This is a genomic window from Acidisphaera sp. L21, from assembly GCF_009765685.1.
Taxonomy (GTDB): domain Bacteria; phylum Pseudomonadota; class Alphaproteobacteria; order Acetobacterales; family Acetobacteraceae; genus LMUY01.
This window is the reverse complement of the sequence record NZ_LMUY01000033.1, coordinates 1-17,078: the sequence shown is the minus strand read 5'-3', so window position 1 is coordinate 17,078 and position 17,078 is coordinate 1. Positions and strand designations below refer to the sequence as shown.

Genomic DNA, 17,078 nt, shown 5'->3' with positions numbered 1-17,078 from the left:
ACAGTGATGCCTTATGCAACAGCTGGTCAACTAGATAATAATGCTCGCGAGAGTAGATTGACCGCGGGACGGCTTACAGCGCCGTGAATACCGTCATACGTCATGCTGCGTCTTGGTCGCGAAATTGTGCTCTACGGTTTGCCACCCACTAGAGACAATTGCGGCACCCGCGCCGCCGGGTCGTTGATCGCGACTGCCGACAGCTTCACCTGGTTCCGGCCGCAATGCTTGGCTTCATACAGCGCGGCGTCCGCCGCGGCGACCAATTGGGTCGCGACGCCACTATCCGTGCTGGCAAATGGGCGGAACGTAGATACGCCGATGCTGGCCGTGACGACGCCGAATGGCAGGTTGCCTGCATGCTCCATCTCCGCCGCTTCGATGGCGACGCGCATGCGTTCGGCGACGATTGCCGCCTGCGGAGCGTCAGTCTTCGGCAACAATATGGCCAACTCCTCCCCGCCATATCGGGCCGCCAGATCGCCGGGGCGACGCACAAAGGCACTCAGCACCCGGGCTGTGGCCTGCAGGCAGGCATCACCCTGCTGATGACCATACCGATCGTTATAGAGTTTGAACCGGTCCAGATCGATCATGATCATGGACAGCGGTGAGCGATCGCGTGCTGCCCGGCGCCATTCCTGGGCCAATGCATCGTCTAGCCGGCGACGGTTGGCCAGGCCGGTCAGGCTGTCCGTGGTCGCTTGTGCGGCCAGATCTTCGTTCAACCGGGCCAACTGGTCTTCCGCGGCCTTGCGCAGCGTGACGTCCCGGGCGACCGCGATCAGCCGCGTCACCTGGTTGTCGGCGGCGACAACCGGCACGATCTTGGCCTCCCACGACCGCGTAGCGCCATTCAGGTCCATATCGAAGGCAAAGATAACAGGGCGGTGTGTTTGCGCCGCTTGCTGCCAGTTTACACCGACGATCTCACCCAATGGGGGCGGCAGACATGCGGTTGGGGCACGACCCAGCGCCAATGCGGCCGGCACGCCCGTCATCTGTTCCCAGATCGGGTTCACGGCCTCGTAGACGAATTGCCCATTCGGGGCCAACCGGGCGACCAGCATCGAGTCATCGGAATTGTGGAACAACGCGTCCAAATGGGCCAACGCCTCCGCGTGGCGCATCTGCGCATACTTGGCCGCCCGCTCCGCCCGGCCGCGGCGCAGTAGCTCCCGCTGCAGCAAGCCGGCGAGGCACAAGCCGATCAGGACCAGGAGCCCCATGATGCTGATGAGGATCGTCGTCTTTTGATTCCAATCGGCGAACACGTCCTGCGTGGCGTGGCCGATGGTCACGATGAGAGGAAATTGGCCGACCTGGCGGTAGGTATACATCCGCTCGACCCCATCCAGCACTGAATTGCCGGTGAAGACACCAATCGGATTCTGTCGGAATTGATCAAGAAGCCCGTTTTGGGTGAACATCTTGCCGATATCCTGCGCGACGTAGGGCTTATGCGCGATCAACACCGCATCGGTATTGAAGACAGAGACGATGCCCAGTTGTCCCAACTGCAATGGGCTGGCCAGCGATTGGATGTAGTCCAGACCGATGACGCCGATCACCACGCCGCCGAATGACCCATCCGGCTGGTTGTAGCGCCGCACGAGCCCCAGTTTCATGCCACTCCCGGTGCGACTGGCGAACGGTGGCGTAATGGTAAGGCCCAGATTCGGGTTCGCCATATGCGCCTGAAAGAACGGGCGGTCGGCGATGTTGAAGTTCGGGCGATTGCTGCCGATAGAATCGTAGAGAAAATCGCCGGTCGCGTTGGTGATAAATGCGCCGCTGAAGCCCTCCGCCTTGATCGCACCGTCGAACAGCACGGCCTGGCGGAAGTCCGGATCCATCGTATGGATACCCGGCATCTCCATCCCGTGCGCTGCGGATTGCAGCGACAGATCCAACACTTCGATCGCCCGGCGCACATCCCGCTCCAGCCCGAGCGAAAGGTTGCTCTGCGCCTCGATTTCCTGCTGGTATGCGGCGTGCCGGGCATCCACTACCGTCCAGGTAACGACGCCGATCAGGGCACTCAGAAATATCACGCCTGCATACACCATCAGGGCAGAGGCAGTCGTGAAGAACCGCATTTTTAGAGACATCGTCACCGCTCGCAAGACACAGTCTCATAATGCGGCGTCGCGGTTAACGTCGTGTGAGCGGAACGGGACTGCCGACCAATCGACGAACACGTTTAATCCCAGGGAGACATGCCTAGCGCGGGGATAAAGCACCGACACGGGCGTGGCTATCGGGCGCGTGCTGGTCAAAGAGATGCGCGGCCACCAGATCACGGTAAACGCCATCGCCCCCTGCCCGACCGCGACCAAGCTGTTTCTGGACGAAAAGCCGCAGGAGTTGATCGATCGCCTGGCCAGGCCGCGTCGCTGGATCGCTTGGGTCAGCCGAAGGACATCGCCGCCACCGTATCGTTCGTGATTGGTCCAGATGGCGCCTGGATCAGCGGCGAATCCTGCGTGCGAATGGCGAAATCATCTAATCCAACGTCAGCGGTAGTTGAATGGGAACCAAACGGTTCCATATCCGACCCATGGCCACGACCAACCATCGTGCCTCCCAGGCTGGGCGGCCTCGGGAGTTCGACATCACCGACGCGATCCAGGACGCGATGAACGTGTTCTGGACACGCGGCTATCACGCGACCTCGCTCCCCGAGCTCCTCACCGGAACCGGCCTGTCACGTGGCAGCCTGTATAAGGCGTTCGGCGACAAGCGAGCGTTGTTCCTCAGGGCGCTGGACCACTACATCGACGCCGCCCTGCAACGGCTCTCTGACTCGCTTGCGACCCAGGGCTCGGCGAAGGCGGCGATTCGTGCGGCGGTGGAGCGCCATGTACCCCTCTCCTCCGGCGAAGCAGGCCGCCGGGGCTGCCTGGTCGTTGCCACGGCGACCGAAATGCTGCCGCACGACCCCGAAATCGCAACTCGGATCGAGCGAATGCTCCGCCGCATCCAGGATCTTTTCGCCGGCGCCATCCTCCGCGGCCAAACCGATGGCGAGATCCCCTCCGATCGTGACGAACACGACCTTGCCCGCTTTCTGGTGTGCCAGATCGAGGGCATGCGCATCCTCGGCAAAGCCGGGGCGACCCGGCGCGACATGGCGTCCATCGTCGACACCGCAATGCGATGCCTCGACTAAGTTTTGCTTAATTAGGAACCGATCAGTCTATATTCAGGAGATAGTTGGATGAACACAGTTTTGGATGGGTTCCAGCATCGGCTGGTGAACGCCGGTGGGGTCAAGATCCACACTGTCAGCGGTGGCGCTGGCACGCCGATCGTGCTGCTGCACGGCTTCCCACAGACATGGTGGGAGTGGCGCAAGATAATGCCCGACCTGGCCAACCGGCATACCGTGGTGGCCGTCGATCTGCGCGGGGCCGGCTTTTCCGACTGTCCCCAGGGCGGCTACGACAAGGTCACCATGGCGGCCGACATCCATGCCGCGATGACCGGGCTGGGCCATTCGCGCTACGCCGTTTGCGGCCACGACATCGGCGCGATGGTCGCGGTCGCCCTGGCCGCCACCCACCGCGAAGCCGTCACCCATTTGGCCGTCCTGGACGTGCCTATGCCGGGCTGGAGCGAGTGGGAGACGACCGCGGCCAAGCTCTGGCATTTCGGCTTCCACATGAACCGCGACTTGCCCGAGCGGCTGATCCAAGGACGCGAATATGATTACGTGTCGAGCTTCATTTCCGAACGGCTATTTGACCATGGCGCCCATGATCCTGACGATATCGAGATCTTCGCCCGCGCACTTGCCCAGCCTGGGCGGACACGTGGCGGAATGGAATGGTACCGCGCCTTCCCCACCGACCACCGCACGGCGCTCACCTGGAAGGCGGATCCGCTCATGATGCCCGTGCTCGCCTTGGGCGGCGACCAACGTTTCGGCCCAAGGATGGTCGGCATGATGCAGGAATTCGCCAGCGACGTTCGCGGCGGCAGCGTTCCGAACGCCAGCCACTACATCGCCGACGAACGCCCAAAAGAGGTGCTAGCGGCGCTTGTGGCGCTACTGACCTAACCGGCCCGGATGAAACCGGCCGCACGCTCCGCCAGCATCATCACGGCGGGTTGGATGTTGGAGGACGGTACTAACGGCATGGCGCTGGCATCCGCCACCCGCAGCCCGTCCAACCCGCGGATGCGCAACGCCGGGTCCAGCACCGCGGCATCGTCAGCACCCATGCGACAGGTGCCGCATGGGTGATACACCGTCGTCGCGGTGGCGCGGATATAGGCGAGCAACTCCTCGTCGCTATCGATTTCCCGCGGCGGGTACAGCTCCTCCTCCACCAGGGCCGCGAACGGGTCGGACCGGGCAATGCGTTGTCCTATCCGCGCGCCAGCCAACATCAGATGCCGGTCGGACGCAGCGGACAGGTAGTTTGCGTGAATGATCGGCCGGTCCGCCGGGTCGGCCGACCGTAGAGTTAGGCTGCCGCGGCTATCTGGGCGGCACGGTCCCCAATTCATCATGACGCCCGGATATGGCGGTAGGACGTAGCCTGCATCCGGCACCAGGCTGAAATTGATGAACTGGTATTGCAATTCCGCCTCCTCCGCACCCGGCGTTGCACGGGCAAATAGCGTCGCCTCCGTGGCGCCCACGGCCATTGGGCCGCTGCGTTTGATGGCATAGCCCAGCGCCATGGCGGCCATTCGCAGCTTGCTGGCGGTAATCTCGTTCAGCGTGCCTGCAGGGCGGGTGCGATAGGATAGCCGGGCGATCAGATGGTCCTGCAAATTCTGCCCGACAGCCGGCCGATGCAGCACCGGCGCAATGCCGTGCGCAGCGAGCGCGGCGCCGTCGCCGATACCGGACAGCAGCAGCAGATGCGGCGTGGCGATGGCGCCGCTGCACAGCACCACCTCCCGCGTGGCAGCCAGGGTTGTCACCTCCCCGCCAGGCAGACGGACCTGCACGCCGGTGGCGCGGCCATCCGCCACCACCACGCGCTGCGCCGACGCGCCGGTGATGACGCGCAGGTTGGGCCGACCCCGGGCCGGCTTCAGATAGGCCTGCGCCGTGCTGACCCGGCGCCCGGCATGCACGTTCATCTGGATCGCGGCCACGCCTTCGATCGACCCATCGTTGATGTCGCGATGCAGCCGGAACCCAGCGGTTTGGCAGGCCGCGATGAACGCCGCCGCCCCCGTGGACAGGCTGCGCGGTTCGCTGACTGGGATAGGACCGTCCTTACCCCGGCTATCCCCTGCCTCCCCTTCCCAGCGCTCCAACCCGCGGAACACCGGTGCCACGTCGTCCCAAGCCCAGCCGCGCGCCCCGGCCTGCGCCCAGCGGTCGTAATCATGCGGGGAGCCACGCAGGAACACCAACCCGTTTACCGAGCCAGAGCCGCCCAACACCTTGCCCCTCGGCCAGGCGATGACGCGGTCGTTCAATTCTGGCTCAGGCTCGGTTGCATACCCCCAGTCGTAGCGGCGGGACTTCGACAGCCGTGCATATCCGGCAGGAATATGGATCCACGGGTCCCGATCGGGCGGCCCTGCTTCTAGCAAGGTAACGCGGGTGCCTGGATCTTCCGACAAGCGCGCTGCCAGGATGCAACCGGCGGTCCCACCACCGACTACGACGTAATCCGAAACCTCGTTCAGTATGGCCTCCCCGGCTGCGGCACCGGTTGGTCCCGGTAGCATTAGCCGCGATCAAGCCCCGACCGCGCCGCCGGGTCAATCGGCTGGGCGCAACAGCCAGGGTGCACCGGCTTCGTCGGCAATGTACCGGATCTTCTGCAGCAGCTTCGGCCCGACCGGAATGCCATCGCGCCGGCGCACGGCGGCATAGGCACGCTGTGGATCACCAGCCACTTGTACAGGCCGCGCCGGGTTGATTGGTGGGGTGCCGCGGAGCGCCGCGCAGAAGCTGGCGACGTCGGCGCGAAAATCTGCCTCGTCACGGAACAGGGTTGGACTCAGGGCCAGGAAGAAGTGGCCGATATCCATTCCCTTCGGCTTCTTCATGTGCTGAGGGTCGGTGATGAGTGTGGCGCCGGACAGGCAGGAGCCCAGGATGTTCACCATCGCCGCGAGGCCGTAGCCCTTGTAGCTGGCATTCTCCGGCGTGCCGCCCAGGGAGGTGAGCGTGCCTCCCTTTTCCACCGCCTCCAGCGGGTCGGTGCTGGGGGCGCCGTCCTTGGTCTGTACCCAGCCGGGTGGGCATTGCACGCCTTCATTCGCCTTGTTGCGGATGCGCCCGGCGGCGACGGTGGTTGTGGCCATGTCCAGCAAGAATGGCTCGCCGGGCAAGCCGGGCGCTGCGAATGCCCACGGATCGGTGCCCAGCCGCGCTTGCGCTCCGCCCGTTGGCGCTACCTGAATGCCGGATGCACTGGTAGCGACCATGCCGATCATCCCAGCCTCCGCCGCCATTGCCGCGTAGAAGCCGCATGCGCCGAAATGCGCCGAGTTGTGCACCGGCACCACCCCGATCCCGATGCTACGCGCCTTGCCTATGGCCGTGTTCATCGCCAGGCGAGAGGGAACATGCCCCAGGCCGCCATCCGCATCGATCAGGGCGGAAACCGGCGTCTCCCGCTCCAGCCGCGGCGCGGCCTGCATGCGCAGCCGCCCTGCCCGGCGTCGCGCGTCATACACCGTCAGCATCGACATGCCGTGGCTGTCGACACCGTGCAGATCGGCCCAGGCCATGACTTCGGCGGTGCTGTCCGCGTGCTCGGGCGGCATCTGCCAGGCGGTGAGGATCGCCGCAATCTGGGCGCGATGTGTGTCGTAGGAGGCGTTCGGCATCCGACAGGGTCTCCGCAAGGAAGCAACGAAAATACGCCTGGCCGGATGCGCAGACAAACTGGCTGGGGTCGGCTATGCAACGACATGCTGATCGCGGACCTGCCACCATGATCCCGATTGCCGAGACCGCCTTGGTCCTGACCCTGCTGTTCGGCAGCAGCGCCGCCGGGTTTTGGCTGCGCCAGACGCTGTCGGAGCACCATTTCAGCCGCGACACCGTCGACTCGATGCGCTTGGTGATTGGCATGCTCATCACCTTCGCCGCCTTGGTACTGGGGCTGCTGACGACGACGGTGAAGGCGCGGTTCGACAGCCAGACCGATATGCTGCGCGGCTATGCGATCCAACTGATCGAACTGGATTTGCGCCTGCGCGAGTATGGCCCCGAAACCGCGGATGCCCGGCACCAACTGCGCGACTACACCGCGGCCGCCATCGCCAGCACCTGGCCCCGCGAGCCGAAACCGGCCGGCAACATCGATGTCATCCGATCGTGCGCGAGCGGCCAGCCGATCGAATGCACGGGGCTCGGCAAGTTGCTGCTGAATGTCGACCTGACGATCGAGGCACTAACCCCCACCGACGCCATGCATGCCCATATTGCCGACGCACTGCGTGCCCGCATGGGCAACACCATGCAGACGCGCTGGACACTGATCGAGACGGCTTACAGCACGGTGTCTTGGCCGTTCCTGGCGTTGTTGGTGTTCTGGTTGATGATCGTGTTCGTCATGTTTGGGCTCAGCGCCCCGCGCAATCGCGTGATCTACACGACGATCTTCTTTTGTGGGCTGTCCATCGCCTCGGCATTGTTCCTCGTGCTGGATTTTGACACGCCGTATGACGGCCTGCTCGCCTTGCCGAGCCAGCCGTTGCGGGATGCATTGGTCCACATGGATGCACCGAATTGACCAGAATTGGACTCTTGCGGGAGCAAGATTGGACTTTTGCGGGCGGCGTACTCGGAGTCGGTAGGATTCGCCGCAAAACGCCACGCCGAGTCGCAGCGTAAGTCTCCATTGGACTGTTGCGGGCAATCCCCAGGATTCATGCGGGGCACGGCCAGCGAAGAATCAAGGGTTTACTCAATTACCCCCTGGGTTCTTGCGGGTCATACTAATAGAGTCTTCTAATACCCTCTGACTAATAGCTTTTCCCGCAAAAGCCCAACTTGCAATCCAAGCACCTTTGACCACACTGTGCCGCAGGTTTTGGGGCCAGACGGGAGGGTCGACGGATGGGTGATGTGCATCGGCTCATTGAAGGTGTCGGTCGCCAGGAGGCATTGCGCCAGGCAGAAACAGATGCCGACAGAAAAGCCGTCGAAGCCGCATTGTCTTATCTTGGCGACGAAGATGCGGGCGTTGGCTTTCTGTATAGTGGGTGGTGCCAAGCCGCCCTACCCCATCGCAAACTGGCCGACGACGCCGTGTGGCGACTGGAAACCGAGAAGGTCGCGCTGCTAGTCGAACCGGGTCGTCGGGCTATACCCGGTGGTGGCACCGTCTTCGTCGGCGTCCCCTATGGCAGCCGTGCCCGACTGATCCTGCTCTTCCTGCAAAGCGAAGCCTTACGCACCAACTCCCGCGACATCGAACTCGGTCGCAGCCTCACTGCCTGGCTGCGACGGCTGGACATTCCAGTTGGCGGCAAGTCCTTTCGTGACGTCCGCGAACAAGCAGAGCGATTGTCCCGCTGCCATCTATCCTTCCACGTACAACAGGGCTCACGCGCCGGGCTGGTCAACCAGTCGATCGTGGACAACGCAATGTTCGTCCACGAGCCAGACCAAGCGGGCCAAGGCAGCCTCTTCATCGAGACTGCTCGGTTGAGCGAGACATTCTTCGAGCAATTGAAAAAACACCCCGTTCCGCTGGAAGAAGCTGCGATCCGCGCCATCAGCAACAACAGCCAGGCGCTGGATATCTATTGCTGGCTTGCCTATAGACTGCACGTGCTAACCGGGGCGAAGCCCATCACCTGGCGCGCCCTGCATGCCCAATTCGGCAGTTCCTACAAGCGGCTGGACCATTTTCGCGAGCGGTTTCTGGACAGCCTGAAAGTTGCCGCAGCCGTCTACCCAGCGGCAGACATCGAAATCGACGCAAAGGGCATTATCCTGAAACCGGCAAGGCCCCCGGTCGCGCCGAAACTGCACGCACTAGGCGGCCCCGCAAAATCCCAAGGATCTGTTGCGCCACTCTTCGGCACCGTCTAACGCGCCCGCAAAAGTCCAAACTGGGACACCATCCCACAAAAGTCCAAGGCCTGGCTCCCGCAAAAGTCCAACCGGATTAGCGCTTAAAGCGGGTGCGGTAGGTGTCGTAGAGCTGCTCCATTTCGGCCAGCAGAAACTCGCCGAATGCCGGCGCCGCCTTGGCGTCGATCGTCAGCACAAAGGCCCGATCGCTGGCCGTGATCTTCACCAAACGCTTGCCGTCCTCCGTCGCCCAGTAAGTTGACCGGGCGCGTGGCGGTCGGGCGGTATCGGCGGGGTGGGGCAACGACACAGAGGAGGGCGCCGGGTCGGAGAAGGCGCGGTGCAAGGCGCCGAACCTGTCATCTGAGGGCAGGGCGGTGAAATCGGTCGTGCGCACCAAAGCCTCCGCACCGGGCGAGACGCCAGCATTGCGCAGCAAACCCACCAACTCCATCCAACGGTCCCGGCCAACACCGGGTGCCGCGCCCACGGCCTCGATCATCGCCGACGGGATCTCCGTCGCAACCGAGATCAGGCGGGAGAGGGTGGTCTTGTCGATCCCCAACGCAGTCATGATGGTGTCGCGGGTGTAGCCAAGATCCTCCAGCCGCTTGGCAAAGCGCGCCCGCTCGATGAAGGACAGGTCGGCCCGGGCACTGTTTTCCTGGCCTTGCGCCAGCACCAACTCGAGGTCAGAAAGCTGTCGCACGATCGCCCGAACCGGCCGACCTAATTCGGCGGCTGCCCGCAGCCGGCGATGCCCGAACGCAGCCTGGAAGCGCCCAGTCTGCTGCGGATGCGGGCGCACGAGGATTGGGGACTCCTGCCCAGTCTGCCGGATTGCCTCCAGCAATTCGGCGTAGCTCTCTTCCGACCCGGGCATGCGGTCATCTACGAAGGAGCGATCGACCAGCGCCGGGGTTAGATCCACGACGGTGGCGCCGTTGGCCAACCGTGCCTCCAACTCCTTCGCGGTGCTGGCTCGGGCTGCCAATGTGTCGATGGTGCGGGTTACCGCCCCCAAGGCGCCGCGGCTGGACAAACCCGGCGTTGATGGACGGGCAGCCAACGGCGGCGTGCCCTCCGGCGCTGTGGGTTTGCTGCCGGTGATGCTGGCCAACAGGTTCTTGCGCGACATCAGGTTCGGCCCCATGCGCCGTGGATCAATCGTTCAATCTCGCCATTCACCGCGTCCAGCGATTCCATCGCCCGGTCGTAGGTGGCGGCGGTAAACTGGCGTCGCTCTACCTCGTACAGCGTCTGCTTGGTGATGCCGGCGTCGGAGATGGCCACACTCTTCAGCATCGGGTGCAGCAGGACGTATTGGTCGAACAGCGAGCGCAGGAAGGTCACCATCTGCGTCTGTGGCCCATCGGAGGGTTCATAGCGGGTGATCAAGTAGCGCAGCCAGTCATATCCCATGCTACCGCCCGCCCGCTTCAGATGGCCCAGTATATCACCCATCATCAACAGGAACTGACACATGGACATAACGTCCAACATCTGCGGATGCACGGTGATCAACACCCCTGTCGCCGCACATAGGGCCGACATGGTGAGGTAGCCAAGCTGCGGCGGACAATCGATCACCACTACGTCGTACTGGTCTGCCACCTCAGCGAGGGCCGCGTGAAGGCGGGCGAAAAACGCAGGCTCGCCTGACGCGCCGTCCTGAGCGGCCAGCATGCGGGGGGTGTCGTATTCGAACTCCATCAATTCGATATTGCCTGGCACGATATGCAGGCCGGGGAAGTTGGTCGGCTTGATGATCTCCGCCAACGGCCGGCGTTCGTCGTCATAGCGGAGGGCGGCATATATGGTCTCGTTGAGACCCACATCGTATTCCGGGTGAAAGCCGAATAACGCCGATAGGCTTGCCTGTGGATCCAAGTCCACGGCCAGCACGCGGTGGCCGGAGAGGGCAAGGTGCTGGGTCAGATGAGCCGCGGTGGTGGTCTTCCCGCTGCCGCCCTTGAAGTTCACGACGGCCACGACCTGCAGATGCTCTGCTTCGGCCCGTTTCGGCACGTAGCGGCGGCTTGCGCGGCCATTGGCGTCCAGATAGTGCCGCAATTCCTGGATCTGTGCTGCGGTATAGGACCGTCGGCCGCCAGCGCTGAGTTGGGGAGAGGGACCTTTCCCCTCCAGTGACAAATTGCGCAGATATCCGCTTTTCACCCCCAGCAACTTGGCTGCTTCGCTCACCTGGAACGGCCGCAGTGTTTTCTCTGCTGCCGGTGGGAACAACTCCAGGCGATGGGCTTGCAACTTATCTGAGAGATTTTGCGCATGAGCGCTGATGATGGCATCAATGTCGCGGTAGAGTTCGTCTTTACCAACTACACCGTCCATGCTGAACTCCTCAGATGCGCTTCAAACCGTTCCCGGCGAACTTTAGCGCATCTACATTAAGTCGCGCACTTGGTGCAAATGACAAGCGGACGAGTTGACGGCCGTCAACTCGCGCAACGCTGAGTAGCAACGGGCGCCAGGCGAAGACGCATTACATTGCCTTCTGCGTGGCAGCGACTTCAGCTAGCAGCCACTGCCGAAATGCCTGAATCATCCCATCTTCGTGCCGGCCCGGCGCATAGGCTAGATAATATCCTGAACCACGAACCAGCGGTGGTAGGTTCGCCAAGACAAGCAGGCGCCCAGCCTCCAAGTGATCTCCAATCAGTGCCAGATCCACGAGCGCTACCCCCAGCCCATGCAGAGCCGCTTGAGCCGGCAGCAGCGACGATCCGAATGTCATGGTGCGCTGTGGCCGAACACCGCGGAGTCCGGCGTGGCTAAACCACTCTGTCCAGTCGTCCCGTGCGGTGTGGGATATGATCAGCGTTTCCGCCAATAACATGGCAGGTTCGGCCGTGCGCAGTTCTCGTTCCATTGAATAGCGAGGACTGCAAACTGGCTGCAGTCGATCTCCGAATAGGAAGTGCGACACCACGCCAGGCCATGGGCCATGCCCATGCAGGATTGCCGCATCGATGTGTCCCGCGCGAAGATCCGGCGTGTCGATGTGAGTAGATAGTTCCAACTCGAGCTCCGGCCGATCCCGGTGAAACCGGCCTAGTCTGGCCAGCATCCAGCCGATCGCCAGGCTGGTTTGCACGTTTACCTTCAGCCGGGATCGTGGCGCCGGCCGCAGCACGGCTCGCGTCCCAGCATCTAGTCGATCAAAACTTTCACCGACCACGGCCAACAAATCGCGTCCTCGCGGCGTCAGCACTAGAGACCGAGGGCGACGCTCGAACAGCATCACCCCAGTGCGCTCCTCCAACAGCTTCACATGCCGCGATACTGCCCCCGCCGTCACCCCTAGCTCGTGCGCCGCGATCGCAAACCCGCCAAGCCGGGCAGCGGCCTCGAAGGCGCGTAGGGCATTCAATGCAGGCAGTTCGCGACGCATGACCTAGAAAAGCTGAGGGCAGCTGCCAGCACAAGTGGTTTGCCCTAGTTTCGAGGTATGCTGCTAGTGTTGCACAGGAGATTGCATGATGGCCGCCCCGTCCCGTCCTCAGATCAAGCTTGGCGTATCTATGGCGGGCCTCGGCTATCACCCGGCGGCGTGGCGCCATCCCGATGCCAATGCTGGCGGCAACATGGATCTCCGCCACTACATCCACATGGCGCAAACCGCCGAACGCGGCTTGTTCGACATGGCCTTCCTGGCCGACGGGGTTGGTATTCGGTCCTATGACGAGCCTGCTGGGGCGCTCCCTCGCCAAGCCAACAACGTGCATTTCGAGCCGCTGACGCTGCTATCGGCTCTCGCGATGGTGACGGATCATATCGGCCTCGTCGCCACCGCCTCCACCACATGGAACGAGCCGTACCATGTTGCCCGCAAATTCGCATCGCTGGACCACATCAGCCGGGGCCGCGCCGGGTGGAACGTCGTCACATCGCATACCGACATGGAGGCGCAGAACTTCGGCGCTTCGGTGATGCCGCCACCGAACGAACGCTACGCGCGGGCTGGTGAATTCGTGGAGGTCGTGTGCGGCCTGTGGGATAGCTGGGACGACGATGCGTTCATCCGCGATCAAACGACCGGGATCAATTACGACCCTGCAAGGCAACACGTCTTGCACCATCGGGGCCAGCATTTTCAGGTGCGCGGCCCGCTGAACGTTGCACGCACGCCGCAGGGCCGCCCGGTAATCGTCCAGGCAGGGGCGTCTGAGCCGGGTCGCGAGTTGGCAGCCGAAACCGCCGACGTCATCTACGTTGCCGCCCCGACCCTGCAGACGGCCCAGGAATACTACGCCACCGTCAAGGGGCGCATGGCCCGATTTGGCCGCCACCCGAACGCGCTGAAGATCATGCCTGGAATGATGGCGATCGTCGGGAACACGGCGCAGGAGGCACGTGACAAATACGAGGCGCTGCAAGCGCTCGTCGATCCCGTGGTCGGGCTGTCCCAGCTCGCGTTTTCGATGGGCGATCTCAGTGCTTACCCGGTGGACGGCCCGGTGCCGCTATTGCCGCAGTGGCGGCAGAGCAGGGGGCAGGTGATGTACGACATGGCGCAGCGGCAGAACCTCACCATCCGGCAACTTTATCTGGCGATCGCGGCTGGCAATGGTCATTGCCAGATCATCGGGACGCCCGGGCAGGTCGTAGACCACATGGAGGAATGGTTCGGCAGTGGTGCCGCGGACGGGTTCAATCTACTGCCCGTCTACACCCCCGCCGGACTGGTGGATTTCGTGGACATGGTGGTACCAGAGCTGCAGCGACGCGGGCTTTACCGCACACGCTACGAAGACGGCACCTTACGAACCCGGCTCGGCCTCGATCGACCCAGCAGCCGCTATCAGTAGCGTGCGCTACTTAGGCTTGGCCTTCTCGTCTTCGGCGTGTTCCGCGGCCGATCCACCTCATTGTCATTGATGTGAAACAGCTCCGCATGTGCCCGGGCGCCGTGCGACCGGCTAGGTTGGAGGGCCGGTGTGTCTGGCGAGGCCCGTTGGGCCAAATCCGTTCGCATCAACAGGCTCACAAGTTCGGCCTGCCGGTTCGTGCCGGTCTTGGCCATCAGCCGGGATAGTTGCGTCCGGAGCGTGCTGATGCGCCGTCCGCGCCGGGCGGCGATATCCTTGAGTTGCGCACCTGTCAGCAGGTCCTCGGCAAGAACGGCCTCCATCGTGGTCAAGCCAAACCGGCTGGCGGCACCGATGACACTCACCGTCCCGGCCTGAATGATCGCCAACACGTGAGGTTCCACTGTTCCCTTCCAGCGCATGAACGTCAGTACGAGCGAGGCTCGGCCACCGCTAGGTGCGATCGTCACGTTGCGGATTGGCGCCACCGCCTCGGGCTTGCGTGACATTTCAGCTACGATGGCCTCAATGGCGGCCGTTTCCTGCCCGCTCAAGCTTTGCAAGCGTCCGCCGGTGCAACTCAACTCCTGGCGGGAGGCCAGCATCGCTATACCCGGCGCATTAGCATGCAATACGACGGCATTCGCAGTCAGCAAAAACGCTGGCTCGCCAAGGGCGTCGAGCAGGGAAGGGGACGGCTCCATACGCGGATGTGCGGTGAAAGCCATTCGGCCGAGAGCGGGAAGTGACGTATGAGCGATCATAGGCCGGCATTCCTAGCGTCCGTCATACGCCCAACATGCGAGCGCCGTCTCAAAAATTCAAATGACTATTGCATCGACAAGCATTCCGGAATGTTATGCTAAGGCATGATCCAGAGCCGGCAAATCGAGGCGTTTCGGGCAGTGATGCGGACCGGTGCCATGACCGCCGCCGCAGAGTCCATTCATGTCACGCAGCCGGCAGTCAGCCGGCTGATCCGGGACCTGGAACAGGATATCGGATTCTCCCTGTTTCACCGCCGCGGAAACATGGTTGTCCCAACATCGGAGGCCCAAGCATTGCTGGCCGAGGTGGAACGATCATTCACCGGGCTCGAGAGGATACAGCAGTTTGCCGTCGATCTGCGCACCGGCCGGGGTGGGGAGCTGAAGATCGCCGGGTTCCCAGCGGTTGCGTTCGGCTTCCTGCCGCGCTTCGTGGCGCAATTCTGTAAAGACCGTCCGCATATCTCCGTTTTGTTCGAGACGTTTTCTTCCAATGACGTCAGAGAGCGGGTGCTGGCTGGCCAGTTCGAGATCGGGGTGACCGCCTTTCCATTCCAGCGAAACTCGCTCGCTGCGACGCCGATCTACGACAAAGCCGTCGTCGTGGCGCCGGCGGGCCATCGCTTCCGAACGCAAAAGGCAGTCCGGATCGACGATTTGAAGGACGAGCATCTCATTCTGCTGGGAAGGTTTCGCAATGGCCGTCATCCCATCGAGGTGAAGCTGCAATCCGTCGCGCACCGGGTTTCGGTTGAAACGTCAATGTCATCGGTGGCGTGCCTGCTGGCAGCGGAGGGGGCGGGGGTGACAGTGGTTGATCCCTACACAGCGAGTGAATTTGCCGATCGCGGTCTCGTCGTGCGGCCGCTGGTTCCCTCGCTCGTGATTGGCAGCGCCATCGTGTTCGCGCGAGACAGAGAACTCTCGATCGCGGCGCGTGATTTCCATGACTCGTTCTTCAGTCACGTGGCAGATTTCCTGCACGGGGCAAATGGGTGAGGGCCATTGTTGCGTGCAAAGGCGGCGAAATGCATCGAGCAACGCCGCGCTACTTCACCTAGGCCTTTGGCAGTAGCCGGGGCCTAGCCCGCCGCCGCTCAATCGTTCAGGGGGTCCGACATGGCCAAGAAGGTCGCCGACATCATTACTGAAATGCTTCACTCCGTGGGTGTTCGCCGGATTTTCGGAGTCGTGGGGGACAGCCTCAATGGCATCACGGAATCGCTTCGGGTGCGTGGTGACATCGATTGGATCCACACCCGACACGAGGAAGCCGCCGCCTTCGCCGCCGGGGCGGAGGCGCATCTGACCGGCGAACTGGCCGTCTGCGCGGGGAGTTGCGGGCCGGGCAATCTACATCTGATCAACGGCCTGTTCGACTGTCATCGGTCTCGCGTGCCGGTGCTGGCGATTGCGGCGCAGATTCCCTCGGCGGAGATCGGGCGCGGCTTCTTCCAGGAAACACACCCCGACCAGTTGTTTCGCGAATGCTCGCATTATTGCGAACTCGTCTCCCACCCGTCCCAGCTCCCCGCGGTGCTCGAATCCGCCATCCGCGCCGCCGTGGGCCATCGCGGCGTGGCCGTGGTGGTGATCCCCGGCGACATCGCGCTGATGGACTATGACGTGCCCGTCTCCGCCCCGGCCTCCATCGCCGTGCGCCAACCCGTGGTCGTGCCAGCCGAGCCCGAACTCGAAGCGCTTGCGACCTTGCTAAACGGCAGCAAGCGGGTGACGCTACTATGCGGCCGTGGTTGTGCTGGCGCCCATGACGCGCTCATGCAGCTTGGGGCGGCGCTGAAGTCACCCATGGTGCATGCGCTCGGCGGCAAGGAATACGTCGAATACGATAACCCCTACGACGTAGGGATGACGGGGCTGATCGGTTTCGCCTCCGGTTATCATGCCATGCTGGATTGCGACACGTTGCTGATGCTTGGGACGGATTTCCCATATCGCCAATTCTACCCCACTGATGCGAAGATCGCGCAGATTGATCTGCGGCCGGAAAACCTCGGCCGCCGCACCCGGCTGGACCTGGGACTAGTCGGCGACGTTGGGGCGACGCTGGCGGCCCTGCTGCCGAAACTGACGCCGAAGGCCGACACTGCGCATCTCGATGCCTGTGTTACGCGCTACCACCATTCCCGCAAGGAGTTGGATGACCTCGCAACCGGTAAGCCGGGCCGCAAACCCATCCATCCCCAACACCTCGCCAAACTCATCAGCGAATATGCGTCCGACGACGCGGTGTTTACCTTCGACGTGGGCACCCCAACGATCTGGGCGGCGCGCTATTTGAAGATGAACGGCAAGCGCCGGCTGATCGGGTCGCTGGTGCATGGCTCGATGGCCAATGCCATGCCGCAAGCCATCGGGGCGCAGGCCGCCTTCCCAGGTCGCCAAATCATCAGCCTCTCCGGTGATGGCGGGTTCGCCATGCTGATGGGCGATTTCCTGACCCTGGTGCAG

General features: G+C 63.0%; 15 protein-coding genes. 8 read left to right on the top strand and 7 right to left on the bottom strand.

Annotated features, from left to right (window positions below; translation table 11 throughout):
- Window positions 1-131 precede the first annotated feature (131 nt).
- On the bottom strand, window positions 132-2,111 hold the full coding sequence (locus GSQ76_RS08470) for a diguanylate cyclase (protein ID WP_158743476.1): 1,980 nt from the start codon (window positions 2,109-2,111) through the stop codon (window positions 132-134).
- 142 nt (window positions 2,112-2,253) lie between these two features.
- Here GSQ76_RS08470 and GSQ76_RS08465 point away from each other — a divergent pair, with 142 nt between their 5' ends.
- From GSQ76_RS08465 to GSQ76_RS08455, 3 genes are all read left to right on the top strand, one after another.
- Window positions 2,254-2,448: a hypothetical protein gene (locus tag GSQ76_RS08465; RefSeq protein ID WP_216850961.1), complete on the top strand. Its 195-nt coding sequence runs from the start codon at window positions 2,254-2,256 to the stop codon at window positions 2,446-2,448.
- A 112-nt stretch (window positions 2,449-2,560) separates the two neighbouring features.
- Window positions 2,561-3,172 (top strand): TetR/AcrR family transcriptional regulator, encoded by a 612-nt coding sequence (locus GSQ76_RS08460; protein ID WP_216850960.1) that lies wholly within the window; start codon window positions 2,561-2,563, stop codon window positions 3,170-3,172.
- 48 nt (window positions 3,173-3,220) lie between these two features.
- Complete coding sequence (locus GSQ76_RS08455) at window positions 3,221-4,063, top strand: alpha/beta fold hydrolase (protein WP_158743475.1); 843 nt, start codon at window positions 3,221-3,223, stop codon at window positions 4,061-4,063.
- Here the strand turns inward: GSQ76_RS08455 and GSQ76_RS08450 are convergent.
- Entirely contained in the window at window positions 4,060-5,700 is a 1,641-nt protein-coding gene (locus GSQ76_RS08450; protein ID WP_254070308.1) for a GMC family oxidoreductase, read from the bottom strand. The two genes, GSQ76_RS08455 and GSQ76_RS08450, sit on opposite strands and share 4 nt — an antisense overlap.
- A gap of 33 nt (window positions 5,701-5,733) precedes the next feature.
- Complete coding sequence (locus GSQ76_RS08445; protein WP_158743474.1) at window positions 5,734-6,810, bottom strand: Ldh family oxidoreductase; 1,077 nt, start codon at window positions 6,808-6,810, stop codon at window positions 5,734-5,736.
- 107 nt (window positions 6,811-6,917) lie between these two features.
- Here GSQ76_RS08445 and GSQ76_RS08440 point away from each other — a divergent pair, with 107 nt between their 5' ends.
- Together GSQ76_RS08440 and GSQ76_RS08435 are read left to right on the top strand one after the other, a co-directional pair.
- A complete protein-coding gene (locus GSQ76_RS08440; RefSeq protein ID WP_158743473.1) occupies window positions 6,918-7,721 on the top strand; it encodes a DUF4239 domain-containing protein in 804 nt (267 codons plus the stop codon).
- Between the two features lie 326 nt (window positions 7,722-8,047).
- Entirely contained in the window at window positions 8,048-9,028 is a 981-nt protein-coding gene (locus GSQ76_RS08435; protein WP_158743472.1) for a replication protein RepA, read from the top strand.
- A gap of 76 nt (window positions 9,029-9,104) precedes the next feature.
- On the opposite strand, the gene repB is transcribed toward GSQ76_RS08435, so the two are convergent.
- The 3 genes from repB to GSQ76_RS08420 form a co-directional block, all read right to left on the bottom strand.
- Window positions 9,105-10,148: a plasmid partitioning protein RepB gene (gene repB / locus GSQ76_RS08430; RefSeq protein ID WP_158743471.1), complete on the bottom strand. Its 1,044-nt coding sequence runs from the start codon at window positions 10,146-10,148 to the stop codon at window positions 9,105-9,107.
- Window positions 10,148-11,362: a plasmid partitioning protein RepA gene (gene repA, locus GSQ76_RS08425; protein ID WP_158743470.1), complete on the bottom strand. Its 1,215-nt coding sequence runs from the start codon at window positions 11,360-11,362 to the stop codon at window positions 10,148-10,150. The genes repB and repA overlap by 1 nt, the downstream gene beginning before the upstream one ends.
- Window positions 11,363-11,513: 151 nt before the next feature.
- Window positions 11,514-12,422 carry a LysR substrate-binding domain-containing protein gene (locus GSQ76_RS08420; protein WP_158743469.1) on the bottom strand — a complete coding sequence of 303 codons (909 nt, stop codon included), beginning with the start codon at window positions 12,420-12,422 and terminating at the stop codon, window positions 11,514-11,516.
- Between the two features lie 85 nt (window positions 12,423-12,507).
- Here GSQ76_RS08420 and GSQ76_RS08415 point away from each other — a divergent pair, with 85 nt between their 5' ends.
- A complete protein-coding gene (locus GSQ76_RS08415; protein WP_254070307.1) occupies window positions 12,508-13,839 on the top strand; it encodes an LLM class flavin-dependent oxidoreductase in 1,332 nt (443 codons plus the stop codon).
- Here GSQ76_RS08415 and GSQ76_RS08410 read toward each other — a convergent pair.
- Window positions 13,833-14,603 (bottom strand): helix-turn-helix transcriptional regulator, encoded by a 771-nt coding sequence (locus GSQ76_RS08410; RefSeq protein ID WP_158743468.1) that lies wholly within the window; start codon window positions 14,601-14,603, stop codon window positions 13,833-13,835. The two genes, GSQ76_RS08415 and GSQ76_RS08410, sit on opposite strands and share 7 nt — an antisense overlap.
- A gap of 105 nt (window positions 14,604-14,708) precedes the next feature.
- On the opposite strand from GSQ76_RS08410, the gene GSQ76_RS08405 reads away from it, so the two are divergent.
- Both GSQ76_RS08405 and poxB read left to right on the top strand, forming a co-directional pair.
- A complete protein-coding gene (locus GSQ76_RS08405; RefSeq protein ID WP_158743467.1) occupies window positions 14,709-15,605 on the top strand; it encodes a LysR family transcriptional regulator in 897 nt (298 codons plus the stop codon).
- Window positions 15,606-15,725: 120 nt separating this feature from the next.
- A partial coding sequence (gene poxB / locus GSQ76_RS08400; protein WP_158743466.1) for a ubiquinone-dependent pyruvate dehydrogenase occupies window positions 15,726-17,078 on the top strand: 1,353 nt, incomplete at its 3' end.